The organism is Bacillus sp. GbtcB14, from assembly GCF_019091205.1.
GTDB classification, from domain to species: domain Bacteria; phylum Bacillota; class Bacilli; order Bacillales; family Bacillaceae_G; genus Bacillus_A; species Bacillus_A cereus_AG.
This window is the reverse complement of record NZ_JAGXJT010000027.1, coordinates 1-15,647: the sequence shown is the minus strand read 5'-3', so window position 1 is coordinate 15,647 and position 15,647 is coordinate 1. Positions and strand designations below refer to the sequence as shown.

Genomic DNA, 15,647 nt, shown 5'->3' with positions numbered 1-15,647 from the left:
AGTTAGTTTGTCTAGCATCTAAAAATAAAAATTGACGTTTCACGTTGTTTGTTTCGTTCAGTTTTCAAAGAACTACTCGGTCGCTCATTCGCGACTTCCTTATGTTAACATTTTCATCTTTCAATGTCAACTAAGTTTTTTATTTCGTTTGCCGCGTTCTGCGTTATTGCATCGGCGACTTGTCCTATATTACACTTCTAAACCTTAATCGTCAACATGTTTTTCTAAAAAAATATAAAAAGGTTTATTTCCTTTAAAATAAACCTCTTTATCATATACCATTCTATTCGTTTATTATTTTTCTATAATTGGTAACGAGACAATAAACTGAATAATACCATCCTCATATTCCGCTCGAATACTGCCACCTTGCAACTCAACAATACTTTTCGCAATCGCTAATCCAAGTCCCGATCCTTCTGTTACTCTACTTCTAGATTGATCTTTCTTATAAAATCGTTCAAACAAACTCCCTAACTCTTCTCTCGTAAACTCTTCACTATGATTCGCAATTACAATTTGTATATTCCGGCGCTGCCTTTGAAGAGAAACCTTTATCTCCCCATCATCTTTACTATACTTAATCGCGTTCATTAATAGATTATCAAATACACGGACCATCTTTTCCGAATCAATCGCTGCATAAGTACGTTCCTCAGGAAACTTCTTAACAAACGTAAGCCCATGCTCTTCTGCCTGCGGTACTAACTCTTCTATTAATTGCTCGAGTAACTCATTTATACAAACCTCTTGTTTTTCTAATATAACTTGCTCATTTGTTAACTTCGTATACTCAAATAAATCTTCTATTAAATTCTTTAACTGCTCCGACTTCGCAAAAGCAATTCTCGTATACTCATCATGTTGTTCTTTATTTTCATATTTAGAATCTCTAAGTAATCGCAAGTAACCCATAATAGAAGTCAGCGGTGTACGTAAATCGTGAGATACATTCGTAATAAGCTCATTCTTCTGCTTCTCTAATTTACGTTCCTTTTCTATATTATTCATAAGCTCTTCCGCCATATTATTAATATTCTCAGTTAAAGACGCAATCTCATCTTCACCTTTCTTCTCAATACGGTACGCTAAGTTTCCTTTTTCTATTTCCTTTACACCTTGTGCCATCGCTTCAATTTGCTTCATCTTTCTCTTTGTTATATAGAAGAAAGAGAAGATGAATACGAGTACACCTATGAAAAATGGAAACGGTCCTTCTTGCGTATTATATATTACTTCACCACCCGGAATCCCACTAACGAACATGTATAAATTCTTATCTTCTATTGTAATAGGTGCAAAAGCTATAAATTCTTTTCTTGTATTTTCAAATGCATCTTGGCCATTTGAATAGTTGATTGCAAATGATGCTGCATTACGAATTGTATTGTGCAAATCAATTTGTTCTTCTTGCGCCTGCTTTGTTTTATATAAAACTTTACCACTTTCATCAGTAACCAGTATTTTTAAAGCTCTATTTCCTCGCTCTAAATTTTGATTCTCCGTTTCAATCATATTGGATATAGCTTCTAATTTATTTTCATGAACCGAACTATTTGCTGCTCTTTGAGCTTGATAATTAATTTGTTGCATACCAGACCGATAATCGACAGTCGCTTGACGATTTGCATTCTCAAAAAATGGTGCAGCTCCCTTTGCAAAAAAGACTCCTAATAACGCACAAGCAGCAAAAGTAGTAATCAATTGAATTCTTATACTCTTTCGTACACTCTTTACTAATTTCTCAATTAATTGTCTTATTTTCCTTACATAAGTAAACGGATTAAATATCTTTTTCAATCTTATACCCCACTCCCCATACTGTTTTTATATATCTAGGTTTCCTTGGATTCTCCTCAATCTTTTCACGTACTTTTCGAATATGAACCATTACAGTATTATCAGACTGGAAAGATCGTTCATTCCAAACCTTTTCATAAATTTGCTCTGCGCTAAAAACCATTCCTGGATTACGAGATAGCAATTCTAAAATGGAAAATTCCCTCGGAGTTAGTTTCACTTCTTCTCCCTCTACAATGACTTTATGAGTTGAGATATTTATTTTCATCTCTCCAATTTCTAGCTCGTCCTCATTTTGTATAGCGAAACCATTCATTTTCATATAACGGCGTAACTGAGATTTAACTCTTGCGATTAACTCTAACGGATTAAACGGCTTCGTTACGTAATCATCTGCACCCGTTGTTAGTCCTAAAATCTTATCCATATCTTGTGTTTTCGCTGAAAGCATAATGATTGGCATTTCTTTTTCTTCCCTTACTTTCATACACATGTGGATGCCGTCTACTTTCGGCATCATAATATCTAATACAACTAGATGCACTTCATTTTCTTCCAGTAAACGTAGCCCTTCTTCTCCGTCCCCTGCTTGTAATACTTTATATCCTTCATTCTTTAAATAGATTGTAATAAGATTCCTAATTTCTTTTTCATCATCTACGACAAGTATTGTTTCGTGTGCCATAATATCTCCCCCATCACTTTTTTAATCCCTAACTTCTATTATAGAAAAACTTCTGAAGAAAAACGCTCGGAAATCCTTAAGATTTTCTGAAGACGCAAAAAAGGTCTAGACTCCCCTTAAGTCTAGACCTTTCAAAAAACCCCTTTTATTTACGAACGTAGATGAAATATAGTACGAATAAAACTCCCATAACATACATAATTGGATGAATCTCTTTACGGCGACCACTTACTACCATTGTAATTGGATAGAAGATAAAGCCAATCGCAATCCCTGTTGCGATACTATACGTAAGTGGCATTGAAATGATAGTAAAGAATGCTGGTACTGCAATCTCGAATTTCTTCCAATCAATTTCACCTAAAGATGAAACCATCAAGATTCCTACAATAATTAGTGCTGGCGCTGTTACAGCTGGTGTCACAACACTTAATAGTGGTGAGAAGAATAGAGCTAGCAAGAAGAACCCTGCTGTTACAACTGCTGTAAATCCAGAACGTCCACCCGCTGCTACCCCTGCAGACGACTCAATGTAAGACGTTGTTGTTGATGTACCTAGGATCGCACCGATTACAGTTGCAATTGCATCTGCGAATAACGCTTTTCCTGCACGTGGTAATTTATTATTCTTCATTAATCCAGCTTGATTCGCAACCGCTACAAGTGTACCTGCTGTATCAAAGAAATCGATAAAGAAGAACGTTATAATAACAATCACCATTTGAACAGTGAAAATGTCTCCAAAGTGAGTTAACGCCACACCGAACGTTGGTTCTAGACTCGGTATTGCTCCCACTACAGCTTTCGGAGTATCAATTAATCCTGTTGCTACTCCTAAGATTGCTGTAAGAATCATACCGTAGAACACTGCACCATTAACTTTCTTAATCATGAAGATGATTGTCGTAACAACTCCGAAGATCGCTAGTAACGTTGTGCCCTTTGTTAAATCCCCCAACCCAACAAGAACAGCATCATTTTTCACGATAATTCCGGCATTTTGGAATCCAAGGAAGGCAATGAACAATCCGATACCTGCCGCTACTGCAAACTTTAACTCTGATGGAATTGCATTAATAATTTTTTCACGAATACCTGAAGCTGTAAGAATAATAAAGATAATACCTGACATTAACGTTCCAGCAATTGCTGTTTGCCACGGAATGCCCATCGTTAACACTGCCGTATAAGCAAAGAACGCGTTAATCCCCATACCTGGCGCTAAAGCAATTGGATACTTCGCGAATATCCCCATAACTAACGAACCAATCGCTGCTGCTAATGCTGTAGCAACGAATACTGCACCCGGATCCATTCCTGTACCTGCTGGTAACCCTTTAACATTCCCAAGTGACAGCGTAGCAGGATTGACAAATAGTACATAAGCCATAGATAAAAATGTCGTTAAACCCGCTATGAACTCTGTTTTATAATTCGTACCGAGTTCATCAAACTGAAAATAGCGTTTCATCTTACGTTTCCCCCGTTATATGATTACTCGCCGTAATCTCCCTAGCCCTCTTTTATCTATTAAAAATAAAAAAGGCTTCCATTGCATATACATGGAAGCGTTCTATGAATAAAGACAAGTTTCCCCTCATCTTTATCTAAACGCCTCGTAGTCAAGCCATTTACGGTAGCTAGGTAGAAACTTTCGGGCCATATCCCCGATATTATACGACGGCATAATATTCACTTTTCGTTTGAATTACATACTCATATTAACTCGATGAGGTGATTTTGTCAATTTAAAAACGAACATTTTTATAAACTTTTGTATTTTCGTTCGTATTAATGATGAAAACAAAAAGATCCATCTATACATAAATGATAGATGGATCTTTTTTATAATACTATTCCCACTCAATCGTTGCTGGTGGCTTACTTGTTATATCATACACGATACGGTTAACATGTTTTACTTCGTTTACGATACGTACAGAGATTTTCTCTAATACGTCCCAAGGGATACGTGCCCAGTCAGCTGTCATACCGTCGATAGATGTTACTGCACGGATACCTACTGTGTAATCGTAAGTACGCTCGTCACCCATAACACCTACGCTACGCATACCAGGAAGCGCAGTGAAGTATTGCCAAACTTCGCGGTCTAAGCCTGCTTTAATAATTTCTTCACGTAAAATCGCATCAGATTCACGAACGATTTCTAATTTCTCTTCTGTGATTTCACCTAATACACGAATACCAAGACCAGGGCCTGGGAATGGTTGACGCCATACGATCTCATCAGGAATTCCTAGTTCTGATCCTAATACACGTACTTCATCTTTAAATAACGTGTTTAAAGGCTCAATTAATTTGAACTGCATGTCTTCTGGAAGTCCACCAACGTTATGGTGAGATTTAATTGTTTGTGCAGTTGCTGTACCACTTTCAACGATGTCCGTGTAAAGTGTACCTTGTGCTAAGAAGTCCATTCCTTGTAATTTAGAAGCTTCATCATCAAATACGTAAATGAATTCATTACCGATGATTTTACGTTTTTGCTCTGGATCTTCTACACCTTTTAACTTGTTCATGAAGCGCTCTTTCGCATCCACTTTAATAACGTTCATATGGAAGCCTTCGCTAAATGTTTTCATAACACCTTCTGCTTCATCTTTACGAAGTAAACCGTGGTCAACGAAAATACATGTTAATTGGTCACCGATTGCTTTATGAATTAATACTGCTACAACAGAAGAATCTACACCACCGCTAAGTGCGCATAGTACTTTTTTGTCTCCAACAGTTTCACGGATTTTCTCTAATTCTACTTCGATAAAGTTCTCCATGTTCCATCCTTCAGAACAACCACATGCGCCGAATACGAAGTTTTTAATTAAATCGTTACCATGCTCAGAGTGACGTACTTCTGGGTGGAATTGTACACCGTATAAGTTTTTGTCTTCATTGCTCATACCAGCAATTGGACAAGACTCACTTGTTGCATCTACTACGAATCCTTCAGGTAAACCAGTTACTAAGTCACCATGGCTCATCCATACAACTTGCTCTTCTGGAAGGTTCGCATATAATTTTGATTCGTTCTCTACTTTAAGAACAGCTTTTCCGTACTCACGGTGGTTTGCACGTTCTACTTTACCACCGAAGTGTTGTGTCATAAGCTGCATACCGTAACAAATACCGAAAATCGGTAATCCTAGTTCAAAGATTTTTTCATCACAATGTAATGCGCCTTCACCGTATACACTATTCGGTCCACCAGAGAAGATAATCCCTTTTGGATTCATTGCTTTAATTTCTTCTGCAGTAATTGTATGTGGATGAAGTTCACTGTATACACCGAACTCACGAATTCGACGTGCTATTAACTGATTGTACTGACTCCCAAAATCTAAAACGATAATTGTATCATGCTGCTTCTTCAAAATAATCACCCCAACGTTAGTTCTCGTATATAAATATTTTCACCAATTTGGCAAAAAGCATTACTAATATAATAAAAAAAGCCAGTCCTCCGCCTCTAGTCTCATAACAAAGAAAAGGCAGGGGTCTGGCTTTATAAAGAAAGATAGTCTCCGCTCTTTATAAATATAAGACACACTGCCTTCATAGTCAGGTTGTTTACGGTAACCCGGTAGAGACTCTCAAACCTTATCTTTGAGGATATATGAAGGATCGTTTTATATTATCTTCCTAGATTCTAACAATGAAGTATCGATATGGTCAAGAGAGAAAGCGACAAAATTCTACAGAAATTCATTTCCTTTTCTAAAAAACATAAAAAAACATCCATTTCTATATAGAAATGGATGTTTTTTAGGACAAACGGAATTACATCATTCCGCCCATACCGCCCATGCCCATGCCGCCCATGTCAGGCATTGCTGGTGCATTTGGTTCTGGTTTGTCAGCTACTACAGCTTCAGTCGTTAAGAACATAGCTGCAACAGATGCTGCGTTTTGAAGTGCAGAGCGAGTTACTTTAGCTGGATCTACGATACCAGTTTCAAGCATGTTAACCCACTCGCCAGTAGCTGCGTTGAAACCAACGCCTACTTTTTCGCCTTTTAGACGCTCTACAACTACAGATCCTTCTAGACCAGCGTTGATTGCGATTTGACGAACTGGCTCTTCTAGTGCGCGAAGTACGATGTTGATACCTGTTGCTTCGTCACCTTCAGCTACGATAGAAGCTACTTTCGTGTATACGTTCATAAGTGAAGTACCACCACCTGCAACGATACCTTCTTCTACTGCTGCACGAGTTGAGTTAAGTGCATCTTCAATACGAAGTTTGCGCTCTTTTAACTCAGTTTCAGTTGCTGCACCTACTTTAATTACCGCTACGCCACCTGCAAGTTTTGCAAGACGCTCTTGTAATTTTTCACGATCGAATTCAGAAGTAGTTTCTTCTAATTGCGCACGGATTTGGCCAATGCGAGCTTCGATTTGTTGTGAATTTCCGATACCTTCAACTACAGTTGTGTTTTCTTTCGTTACAACAACTTTACCAGCGCGTCCTAAAGATTCAATTGTAGCAGATTTTAAGTCACGACCTAATTCTTCAGTGATTACTTCGCCACCAGTTAAAATTGCGATATCTTCTAGCATTGCTTTACGACGGTCACCAAATCCAGGAGCTTTAACAGCTACTACATTGAATGTACCACGAAGTTTGTTCACTACTAATGTAGCTAAAGCTTCGCCTTCTACGTCTTCAGCGATGATAAGAAGTGGTTTACCTTGTTGTACCACTTGCTCTAATACTGGTAAGATTTCTTGGATGTTAGAAATCTTCTTATCAGTAATTAAGATGTATGGGTTATCAAGAACTGCTTCCATTTTGTCAGAATCAGTAATCATGTAAGGAGATGCATATCCACGATCAAATTGCATACCTTCTACTACGTCTAATTCTGTTGTGAATCCTTTAGACTCTTCTAAAGTAATAACACCGTCGTTACCAACGCGCTCCATTGCTTCAGCGATTAATTGACCAACTTCTTCGTCAGCCGCAGAAATAGCAGCTACTTGTGCGATAGAAGATTTACCTTCGATTGGTTTAGAAATCTCTTTTAATTCTGCAATTGCAGCAGTAACAGCTTTTTCGATACCTTTACGAAGACCCATTGGGTTCGCACCAGCTGTTACGTTTTTAAGACCTTCACGAATCATAGCTTGTGCTAATACAGTTGCAGTTGTTGTTCCGTCACCAGCTACATCATTTGTTTTGCTAGCAACTTCTGCTACTAATTTTGCACCCATGTTTTCGAATGCATCTTCTAATTCGATTTCTTTTGCGATTGTTACACCGTCATTTGTAATAAGTGGTGAACCGAATTTTTTCTCAAGTACAACGTTACGACCTTTTGGTCCAAGCGTTACTTTAACTGCGTTTGCAAGAGTGTCGACACCGCGAAGCATCGAACGACGTGCTTCTTCACTAAATTTAATATCTTTTGCCATAATAATTGACCCCCTTGAATTTTTTAAGATTTATATAATTAACCGATAACTGCTAAAATGTCACTTTCACGTAAAATCAAGTAGTCAGTACCTTCGTATTTCACTTCAGTACCTGCATATTTTGAGAAGATGATAAGATCACCTGCTGCTACCTCTAAAGCAACACGCTCACCATTTTCAAGCACTCGACCAGTACCTACTGCAATAACTTTACCCTCTTGTGGTTTTTCTTTTGCAGTGTCTGGTAATACAATACCACTTGCTGTTTTTTCTTCTGCTTGAACAAGCTCAATTACAACGCGATCACCTAATGGCTTTAGCATGAACAATAACCTCCTCATTTTGTTATGTAAATTTTATTTATTAGCACTCAAGTCACTCGAGTGCTAACACACTTATAATAATAAATAATCTCAATTTCTTTTGCAAGTAAAAAAATCATAATTTTTTCGCAAATTAAGCTATACACTTTTCTATATAGAGTCCCTCTTCTTCTACCTTTACTATATGAATCGTTGTTTCCACTACTCGTATGTTACAATATGAAAGGACACCCTAAGTTGTTTTCGCTACACACACAACTTTCTCCTGTCTTCTATTATAATTTCAAATAAGGATTTACGAAAAAAACATAATTTAAGTGAGGTTTATATCGTAGGTAGCATACTTACATGTTATCCTACCTTATCTCATACACTAGAGTTAGAAAGGATGGTTAAACCATTTGAAAAAACAATATTGGTGGGTTATCGTTACATACATTTTAATGCAGTTATCATCCATTGCTGGATTACCACTTCTGCTGAAAACTGGACTTTATGATAACAGGGGATTTACTAGAGAAGAGAAATTTCAACTCATAACTGGCCACTGGGCAATCATTAGCTTCTTTATTGCATTATGTATCGTACTTTGGTTACTTAGAACAGATATTCGTGACAGACGTTTAGATACAACGCGCTCTACTGTTCCAGCTACGATTGGTTGGATTTTTATCGGGTTCTTCCTAGCATTTTTCTCACAAAGTATTGCCGGTATGATAGAAATGCGTGTATTAGGAATTAAACCTGGATCAGAAAATACAGCGAGACTTATGGATATCGCTAGAACGACACCTTGGTTCCTTATCGTCATCTCTATAATAGGACCTATTTTGGAAGAAATCGTATTTAGAAAAATTTTATTTGGTACACTTTATAAGAAGTTTAACTTCTTTATTGCTGCTATCATTAGTTCTCTCGTATTCGCAGCAATTCATTTTGATTTCACTCACTTATTGGTATACACTTCTATGGGACTCGTATTCGCCTTTTTATATGTAAAAACGAAGCGTATTATCGTCCCTATCGCAGCTCATGTCGCAATGAATACATTAGTTGCAGTTGCTCAAGTTTTAATGAGCAATGAACAAATTCAAGAAATGATTAAAGAAGCTGAAAAAATGCAAGGCTTTATCGGAGGATTTTTAGTATGAGAAACTCACCATTGTTCATGGCTGCATTGTACTTCCTTCTAGGATGTATCTTTACACGCTTCGCCATTACGAACGTAACAGATACAATCTGGAATATGTGGACAATACTATTCGCAGTTATGGCAACAATTGATTTTAATTTGGCACTTCGCCTTATCTTAGTTAAATTCACAAAGAAAAAACAATAATAAAACGCAGAGGTTGCTTCCTCTGCGTTTTATTGTGGATAATTCTTCAAAAAGTAAACCAGTGTTTGTAGCTCTACTGCTAAATCAATATGATGAATTCTTATATTGTCTGACACATTTAAGCGTGCTGGTGTGAAATTTAAAATACCATGCACATTCGTTTCTGCCAATCTATCTGCTACAGATTGTGCTACTGTAGCGGGTACTGTTAATATTGCCACTTGTATATCAGTTGATAAACGTTCTTCTAATTCATCTAAATGATATACAGGAATGCCCCCGATTTCTGTCCCGACTTTCTCTTCACTAACATCAAACGCCATTTCAATTTTTGTATTATTGTTTTTCGTGAAATTATAATGTAAGAAAGCGGTCCCTAAATTACCTACTCCAATAAGCGCTACACGTGTTATATCATCTTGGTCGAGTGTTTCACGGAAAAATGATAATAAATAATTTACGTTATATCCATAACCTTTTTTCCCTAACGCTCCAAAATATGAAAAATCTCTTCGAATCGTTGCGGAATCAACTTTTACCGCTTCGCTCAATTCGGCTGATGAAACACGTTGCTTACCAGAAAGAGATAAGTTTTGGATAAATCGATAGTATAGAGGCAATCGTTTGGCAGTGGCCTGTGGAATTTTTTGCTGATCCATATAACCTCTCCTCTCTTCCTATCTTTATTCATATACTTGAATCAAATACAGAAGTTTAGCACTCATGAATTTCCCTGTATAATAAAGAGAAGAAGTATTCTCTCTTTATTTTAAACTATACACTATTTTTAGTATGATTGAGAAATATAAACATGGCAAAGTTAAGAAATTATTTGAGGTGAAAACATTGATTTTATTACAAGTAAACGCGCTTACGAAATTATACGGTGCAGAAACGATTCTTGCAAACATAAAATTAGAAGTTCAAACGAAAGATCGTATCGCATTAGTCGGACGAAATGGAGCCGGAAAATCTACATTATTAAAAATAATAGCTGGTGAGCTATCCCATGATGGTGGCGAAATTATAAAACCGAAAGATGTCTCAATCGGATATTTAGCTCAGAATACCGGGTTAGAAACGTCTTTAACAATTTGGGATGAAATGTTAACCGTCTTTACACACTTGCAACAAATGGAGACAAAACTTCGAAGGCTAGAGCAAGAGATGGGAAAAGAAGAAAACTTTTCAAACGAGGCTACATATGAAAGATTATTAGCTGACTATGACCAATTACAATTAGATTATAAAGATCAAGGTGGATATCAGTACGAAGCAGATATTCGCTCGATTTTAAGTGGTCTTGGCTTCCCAGTTGAAACGCACCAGACGACGATTTCTACATTAAGCGGTGGACAAAAAACAAGATTAGCTCTCGGTAAATTATTATTAACGAAACCAGACCTACTTATTTTGGACGAGCCTACAAACCATTTAGACATCGAAACATTGACATGGCTTGAACAATATTTACAAGGCTATCCTGGCGCAATACTAATCGTTTCTCATGACCGTTATTTCTTAGATAAACTCGTTACACAAGTATATGAAATTTCGAATAAAGAAAGCAGACGATTTGTTGGTAACTACAGTAAATATTTAGACTTAAAATCAGCATTATACGAGCAAGACATGAAACGTTATGAAAAACAACAAGATGAAATCGCTAAGCTTGAGGATTTCGTTCAAAAAAATATAGCTCGCGCATCTACGACAAAACGTGCGCAAAGCCGTCGTAAACAATTAGATAGAATGGAATTATTGACTAGACCATTAGGTGATTCTAAGTCAGCATCCTTCCACTTCGATATCGAAAAACAAAGTGGAAATGATGTTTTACAAGTAAAGGATGCAACTATCGGCTATGATGAGGATCCTATTATTGAACATGTAACTATGCGCTTAACTCGCGGGGATAGCGTTGCTTTAGTTGGTCCAAACGGAATTGGGAAATCCACATTATTAAAATCACTTGTGAATAAGTTACCACTATTAAATGGTAATGTTTCTTTTGGATCCAATGTATCTGTTGGTTATTATGATCAAGAACAAGCGAACTTAACATCTTCTAAGCGAGTTTTAAATGAGTTATGGGATGAATATCCATTGCAGCCCGAAAAAGAAATTCGCACGATATTAGGTAACTTCTTATTCACAGGAGATGATGTACTAAAACCAGTATCTTCTCTTAGTGGTGGACAAAAAGCTCGATTAGCTCTTGCAAAACTTATGATGCAAAAATCGAATTTATTAATTCTAGATGAACCTACGAACCATCTTGATTTAAATAGTAAAGAGATTTTGGAGAATGCTTTAATTGATTATCCAGGCACCCTTCTATTTGTCTCACATGACCGCTACTTCATTAATCGTGTAACGACGACCGTTGTTGAGTTATCAACAGAAGGTGCACAGGAATATTTAGGGGACTATGATTACTACGTTGAAAAGAAAAATGAAATGATTGAACGCGCAGCATTTGAACAACAAGAACAGCAAGAAAACCAAGCACCTGTTCAAAAAACTGTAGCTCAAGAAAAATTAAATTATCTCGAAGAAAAAGAGCGTAAACAATTAGAACGTCAACGCACTCGAAAAATTGAGGAGCTAGAACAAAATATTGTAGAATTTGAAGAAGAAATTGCTACGTTAGAAGATCAACTTTGCTTACCAGAAATATATGCAGATTATGAAAAGGCTAGTGAAATTACAACGAAAAAGCAAACACTACAAGAGCAACTTGATGCATGTATGGCAGAATGGGAAGAATTACATTTATAAAAGTATGAATAAGAAGGATGTCTCATAAGTCGGGATTTTTGACTATGCGACATCCTTTTTGTCTTTTAGTTGGGATGAACGTCATATTGTATAAACAATTCGACACGACATATCGATTTACCGACAAAGTTTGACATTGTTAATAACTCCTATCATAAGAGCGCATTTCAAAATGTTTTTTAGAGATATCTTCTTGTTATTTATTTCCCGAAAAAGAATACATTTAAAGGTCAGACTTCATCTGATTTATCCACAAGTTTATACACATATCCACCTTTGTAAAATAAACCCCAAAACAACTTTTCCACATTATCCACAATTAACAAAAAAGTTATCAACATTTTATATACACAATAAAACCCACATTATCAACAGATAATATGGGTTTTATCCACAAGCTGTGGTTAATTTTGTGCATAACTATGCTTCAATATCTAATCCTGGATTTGCATTTAAAGCTAATGTAGCACGTTTTCCTTGTTCATATGCAATTGTACCTGCCGCTGCAATCATTGCTGCATTATCGGTACATAAAGATAATGGAGGAATAATTAGCTCAATATTTTCTTTTGCCGCAAATTCCGCTTCCAAACGTGCGCGAAGTCCTTTATTCGCAGCTACTCCACCAGCAAGAAGCAGTTGCTTTACGTTATACGCTTCCGCTGCACGAGATGCTTTCGTTACAAGTACATCTATTACACTCTCTTGGAAACTTGCTGCTAAATCTTCTGGTGCAATTTCTATCCCGCGTTGTTTTGCGTTATGCACAGTGTTGATAACTGCTGATTTCAATCCACTAAAACTGAAATCATACGAATCAGGTTCTAGCCATGCACGAGGCAGAACGATTGTTGGTTCCCCTTCATGTGCAAGGCGATCAATATGAGGGCCACCTGGATATGGCATAGATAACGTACGAGCTACTTTATCATATGCCTCTCCAGCTGCATCATCTCTTGTTTCACCAATCACTTCGAATGAACCATGTTCTTTCATATAAACAAGCTCCGTATGTCCACCAGATACAACAAGTGATAGTAGTGGGAATTGAACTTCTTTTACTAAACGGTTCGCATAAATGTGCCCGGCGATATGATGAACACCCACTAGAGGAATATCATGTGCAAAAGCCACTGCTTTCGCTGCATTTACGCCTATTAGAAGCGCTCCTACTAAACCAGGTCCTTCTGTTACAGCAATTGCATCAATATCATCAAATGTGATATTTGCTTCTTTTAAAGCTTCTTCTAACACAACTGTAATTTCTTCTACATGATGACGAGATGCAATCTCTGGTACAACTCCGCCAAAACGTTTATGACTTTCAATTTGTGATGCAACGACATTCGCAATAATTTCCGTTCCATTTTTAACAACTGCTACTGCTGTTTCATCACAACTTGTTTCAATACCAAGTATAATCGTATTTTTTTCCATTATATATTCACCCACATTACGAGACCATCTTCCTGATTGTCTGCATAGTATCGTTTACGAATTCCACCATTTTGAAATCCGTATTTTTTGTATAACTGCTTTGCTACTTCATTTGATACACGTACTTCAAGTGTCATCGTTTTTACCCCTAGATCTTTCGCTTCAGAAATAACTTCTTTCAATAAAGCATCTCCTAGCTTTTGACCTCTGTATTCTGGCAAAATAGCTATATTTGTTATATGTGATTCATCAATAATTATCCACAATCCACAATACCCAATTACACGACCATCTTTTTCTAGCACAACATAATGTGCATGTTCATTCATCGTTAACTCACGGTGAAAGGCATCTGCAGTCCAAGGCGTTGAAAAAGATGCTTCTTCAATAGCTACAATTTGAGCGATATCATCGAGTTCCATCTTTCTAAATATCATATCCATCTTCTGCAAGCTCCTACTTATTTTGACTTTCTAACCACTTTGTTTCAGCTTCAGCTAAACGAAGATAACTAGGAACAAATGAATGTACATCTTGTTCTTCTTTTTGTAATCCTAAAAACGCCAGTTCACTTGGTCTAGGGTTATTTTTAGTAAAAGGAGCAAATACAGCTTGATCGCCTAAATGTTCTATTATTGTTTCTTTGTGCAGTTTAACATCGTTACCAATAAATAAAATCGGCTTCCCTTTATCCTTTAACATTTGCAACCAGTCTACAATAAGGATGATTCGGTCTTCTTCTATAGAAGTTAAATGCTCTCCTTCATATGTATATAACCCAGTATAAATTTGTCCACGTCTTCCATCAAATAAAGGACAGATCAATCCATTAAAATTAGCACCGTTGGCAGCAACTACTTCTAAACTTGATACACCTACAATTGGTATTTGAAGTGACCAAGCTAATGTTTTTGCAGCTGTCACACCTATGCGAACACCTGTATATGACCCAGGTCCAGCAGCTACAACGATTTTAGTTAATTCTTTCGGTTTTACACCACATTCTTTTAACAATTTCTCTACAGCTGGCATAAGACGTACAGAATGATTTTTTGTTAAGTTTGTAATGATTTCCCCAATTACGTTTCCTTCCTCAATAAGGGATACACCCATTACGTAATTTGAAGTATCAATTGCTAGTACTTTCATCTTGTAATAGCTCCTCACATAATCTAATATATCGATCTCCAATTGGCTCGAGTACAATTTTCCTTGTATCATCTCCAGCATGGAATAAACTAATTTGTAACTTCTCGTTTGGTAAAAATGCTTCTATTAAATGAGCCCATTCTACTACGGTAATTCCTTCACCGTAGAAATATTCATCAAAACCTAAGTCCTCTTCACTTTCTGCTAAGCGATACACGTCCATATGATATAGCGGCAATCTCCCTTTATATTCTTTAATAATATTAAAGGTAGGACTATTTACAACTCTTTTCACTCCAAGACCTTTTGCTAGTCCTTTTGTAAAAGTTGTCTTACCAGCCCCTAGATCTCCTTCTAAAATAATTACATCTTGCGCTCCGACAAGTCCACCTAGTTTTTCTGATAATCTTTGTGTTTCTTCAGAAGATTTTGTTGTTATTTCATATTTACTCACAGACTTCACCTACTTTACTCACAATGTTCTCTGCTCTTTATTATACAGGTTTTAAATATATAAAAAAGTCCTTAGGAGTTTTCCTAAGGATAGTTTGACTGTCTTTATTAGTTTTTTGTTAAAACAAATAAAAAAATACGAAACAACATGTTTCGTTCTTTTCTTTATATAAAATGGCGGTCCCGACCGGGGTCGAACCGGCGATCTCCTGCGTGACAGGCAGGCATGTTAACCACTACACCACGG

At 36.8% G+C, this 15,647-nt stretch carries 14 protein-coding genes and 2 riboswitches; of the genes, 3 read left to right on the top strand and 11 right to left on the bottom strand.

Annotated features, from left to right (window positions below):
• Positions 1-294 precede the first annotated feature (294 nt).
• The 6 genes from ampS to groES all read right to left on the bottom strand — a co-directional run bounded on the left by ampS (position 295) and on the right by groES (position 8,241).
• A complete protein-coding gene (ampS, locus tag KVT31_RS28845) occupies positions 295-1,800 on the bottom strand; it encodes an aminopeptidase AmpS (protein ID WP_088094899.1) in 1,506 nt (501 codons plus the stop codon).
• Positions 1,784-2,485, bottom strand: coding sequence for a response regulator transcription factor (locus KVT31_RS28840; RefSeq protein WP_088094898.1), 702 nt, complete (start codon positions 2,483-2,485; stop codon positions 1,784-1,786). Before KVT31_RS28840 ends, ampS begins: the two co-directional genes overlap by 17 nt.
• Positions 2,486-2,630: 145 nt before the next feature.
• The gene (locus KVT31_RS28835) at positions 2,631-3,956 is read right to left on the bottom strand and encodes an NCS2 family permease (protein ID WP_088094897.1); all 1,326 of its coding nucleotides are present in this window, start codon (positions 3,954-3,956) and stop codon (positions 2,631-2,633) included.
• A 128-nt stretch (positions 3,957-4,084) separates the two neighbouring features.
• Positions 4,085-4,186, bottom strand: a riboswitch (purine riboswitch).
• 152 nt (positions 4,187-4,338) lie between these two features.
• Positions 4,339-5,877 carry a glutamine-hydrolyzing GMP synthase gene (gene guaA, locus KVT31_RS28830; RefSeq protein ID WP_131701109.1) on the bottom strand — a complete coding sequence of 513 codons (1,539 nt, stop codon included), beginning with the start codon at positions 5,875-5,877 and terminating at the stop codon, positions 4,339-4,341.
• A gap of 164 nt (positions 5,878-6,041) precedes the next feature.
• Positions 6,042-6,143: riboswitch (purine riboswitch) on the bottom strand.
• A 140-nt stretch (positions 6,144-6,283) separates the two neighbouring features.
• Positions 6,284-7,918, bottom strand: coding sequence for a chaperonin GroEL (gene groL, locus KVT31_RS28825; RefSeq protein ID WP_001029984.1), 1,635 nt, complete (start codon positions 7,916-7,918; stop codon positions 6,284-6,286).
• A gap of 38 nt (positions 7,919-7,956) precedes the next feature.
• A complete protein-coding gene (groES, locus tag KVT31_RS28820) occupies positions 7,957-8,241 on the bottom strand; it encodes a co-chaperone GroES (RefSeq protein ID WP_000917306.1) in 285 nt (94 codons plus the stop codon).
• A 401-nt stretch (positions 8,242-8,642) separates the two neighbouring features.
• On the opposite strand from groES, the gene KVT31_RS28815 reads away from it, so the two are divergent.
• Together KVT31_RS28815 and KVT31_RS28810 are read left to right on the top strand one after the other, a co-directional pair.
• A complete protein-coding gene (locus KVT31_RS28815; protein WP_076542821.1) occupies positions 8,643-9,392 on the top strand; it encodes a CPBP family intramembrane glutamic endopeptidase in 750 nt (249 codons plus the stop codon).
• Positions 9,389-9,580, top strand: coding sequence for a YdiK family protein (locus KVT31_RS28810; protein WP_001246201.1), 192 nt, complete (start codon positions 9,389-9,391; stop codon positions 9,578-9,580). The genes KVT31_RS28815 and KVT31_RS28810 overlap by 4 nt, the downstream gene beginning before the upstream one ends.
• A gap of 29 nt (positions 9,581-9,609) precedes the next feature.
• Here the strand turns inward: KVT31_RS28810 and KVT31_RS28805 are convergent, their stop codons facing one another.
• Entirely contained in the window at positions 9,610-10,239 is a 630-nt protein-coding gene (locus KVT31_RS28805) for a redox-sensing transcriptional repressor Rex (RefSeq protein WP_000372703.1), read from the bottom strand.
• A gap of 187 nt (positions 10,240-10,426) precedes the next feature.
• On the opposite strand from KVT31_RS28805, the gene KVT31_RS28800 reads away from it, so the two are divergent.
• Positions 10,427-12,361: an ABC-F family ATP-binding cassette domain-containing protein gene (locus KVT31_RS28800; protein ID WP_212667742.1), complete on the top strand. Its 1,935-nt coding sequence runs from the start codon at positions 10,427-10,429 to the stop codon at positions 12,359-12,361.
• A 420-nt stretch (positions 12,362-12,781) separates the two neighbouring features.
• On the opposite strand, the gene tsaD is transcribed toward KVT31_RS28800, so the two are convergent.
• The 4 genes from tsaD to tsaE are packed head-to-tail and all read right to left on the bottom strand — an operon-like array spanning position 12,782 to position 15,401.
• Positions 12,782-13,798 (bottom strand): tRNA (adenosine(37)-N6)-threonylcarbamoyltransferase complex transferase subunit TsaD, encoded by a 1,017-nt coding sequence (tsaD, locus tag KVT31_RS28795; protein WP_088094895.1) that lies wholly within the window; start codon positions 13,796-13,798, stop codon positions 12,782-12,784.
• Complete coding sequence (gene rimI, locus KVT31_RS28790) at positions 13,798-14,241, bottom strand: ribosomal protein S18-alanine N-acetyltransferase (protein WP_140392318.1); 444 nt, start codon at positions 14,239-14,241, stop codon at positions 13,798-13,800. The genes tsaD and rimI overlap by 1 nt, the downstream gene beginning before the upstream one ends.
• A 13-nt stretch (positions 14,242-14,254) precedes the next feature.
• Positions 14,255-14,947, bottom strand: coding sequence for a tRNA (adenosine(37)-N6)-threonylcarbamoyltransferase complex dimerization subunit type 1 TsaB (gene tsaB, locus KVT31_RS28785; RefSeq protein WP_088094894.1), 693 nt, complete (start codon positions 14,945-14,947; stop codon positions 14,255-14,257).
• The gene (gene tsaE / locus KVT31_RS28780) at positions 14,928-15,401 is read right to left on the bottom strand and encodes a tRNA (adenosine(37)-N6)-threonylcarbamoyltransferase complex ATPase subunit type 1 TsaE (RefSeq protein WP_061679603.1); all 474 of its coding nucleotides are present in this window, start codon (positions 15,399-15,401) and stop codon (positions 14,928-14,930) included. The genes tsaB and tsaE overlap by 20 nt, the downstream gene beginning before the upstream one ends.
• Positions 15,402-15,647 lie beyond the last annotated feature (246 nt).

Bases quoted from the DNA above. Each gene is read 5' to 3' on its own strand.
- KVT31_RS28805 (WP_000372703.1), bottom strand. From the start codon at position 10,239: ATGGATCAGCAAAAAATTCCACAGGCCACTGCCAAACGATTGCCTCTA.
- KVT31_RS28835 (WP_088094897.1), bottom strand. From the start codon at position 3,956: ATGAAACGCTATTTTCAGTTTGATGAACTCGGTACGAATTATAAAACA.
- groL (WP_001029984.1), bottom strand. From the start codon at position 7,918: ATGGCAAAAGATATTAAATTTAGTGAAGAAGCACGTCGTTCGATGCTT.
- tsaB (WP_088094894.1), bottom strand. From the start codon at position 14,947: ATGAAAGTACTAGCAATTGATACTTCAAATTACGTAATGGGTGTATCC.
- rimI (WP_140392318.1), bottom strand. From the start codon at position 14,241: ATGGATATGATATTTAGAAAGATGGAACTCGATGATATCGCTCAAATT.
- tsaD (WP_088094895.1), bottom strand. From the start codon at position 13,798: ATGGAAAAAAATACGATTATACTTGGTATTGAAACAAGTTGTGATGAA.
- KVT31_RS28840 (WP_088094898.1), bottom strand. From the start codon at position 2,485: ATGGCACACGAAACAATACTTGTCGTAGATGATGAAAAAGAAATTAGG.
- groES (WP_000917306.1), bottom strand. From the start codon at position 8,241: ATGCTAAAGCCATTAGGTGATCGCGTTGTAATTGAGCTTGTTCAAGCA.
- KVT31_RS28810 (WP_001246201.1), top strand. From the start codon at position 9,389: ATGAGAAACTCACCATTGTTCATGGCTGCATTGTACTTCCTTCTAGGA.